This is a genomic window from Streptomyces sp. ADMS (genome assembly GCF_033441795.1).
Classification (GTDB): Bacteria; Actinomycetota; Actinomycetes; order Streptomycetales; family Streptomycetaceae; genus Streptomyces.
Genome location: NZ_JAVFVX010000329.1, coordinates 1 through 1,040, shown reverse-complemented (window position 1 = coordinate 1,040; position 1,040 = coordinate 1). Strand labels below are relative to the sequence as shown.

The window sequence follows — 1,040 nt, the reverse complement described above, 5'->3', positions numbered from 1 at the left end:
TCCCGTCCGGTGAACGCGGCGGCCGGCCCCCGTGGTGCATGGGCCGGCCGTCGGGGTGTCACCGTCCGGCGGGTACGAGGGCGGCCCCGTCCGGGCGCCGTATGCGCTTCGCGATCAGGCCGTGGCGGGGTGCCAGGCACCAGGTGAGGACGAACAGGCCGGTGAGGACCACGACCACCGAGCCGCCCGCGGCCAGGTCGTAGGTGTACGAGACGTACAGGCCCGCCACGCTTCCCGCGCAGCCGATGAGCGAGGCCAGCAGCGTCATCGCCCACAGCCGCTCGGTGAGCATGCGGGCGGCCGCCGCGGGGGTGATGAGCAGGGCAAGGACGAGGATGTTGCCGACCGCCTCCAGGGACATCACGATCGTCGTGGTCACGACGACGTACAGCGCCAGGTCCAGGCGGAAGACCGGCAGGCCCGCAGCGCGTGCCGCCTCGCGGTCCAGGCTGACGGCGACCAGTTCCTTGCCGATCGCCAGCACGAAGAGCACGAGTACGGCCCCGATAACGGCCACGGTCCACACGTCCGCCGCGCTCACCGCCAGGACCTGCCCGAACAGGAAGGACGACAGGTCTGTCGTCCAGCTGTCCCTGGTGGAGACCAGGACGATGCCCAGACCGAAGGCGAAGGCGAAGAAGACACCGATGACGGTGTCCTCCTTCAGCCGCCGGTTCTGGGAGACGAAGGCGATCAGCACGGCCGTGATGATGCCGGCCGTGGCTCCACCGAGCAGGAGGTTGCCTTCGAAGGCGTAGGCGAGCGCGACGCCAGGGAAGGCCGAGTGGGCGACCGCGTCGCCGATGAACGCCATGCCGCGCAGCACGACGTACACGCCTACCACTCCGCACACCAGGCCGATGACCGCGGCGACGGCGAACGCCCGCTGCATGAAGGGGAGTTGCCAAGGGTCCGTGAGGAACTCGATCACGCTACGGCTCCGATCGCGCGGTCCAGGCCGAAGGCCCGGAGCATCTGGTCGGGGTCGGCGAGGAGTTCGGGGCCGCCCTCGGCGACGACCGTGCGGTTGATCAGCGCCA

1 protein-coding gene is annotated in these 1,040 nt (G+C 70.4%); it reads right to left on the bottom strand.

Going from position 1 to position 1,040, the window contains the following annotated elements:
- Positions 1-58: 58 nt before the first annotated feature.
- Positions 59-931 carry an anchored repeat-type ABC transporter permease subunit gene (locus RB628_RS40800; protein WP_318325692.1) on the bottom strand — a complete coding sequence of 291 codons (873 nt, stop codon included), beginning with the start codon at positions 929-931 and terminating at the stop codon, positions 59-61.
- Positions 932-1,040: the final 109 nt, after the last annotated feature.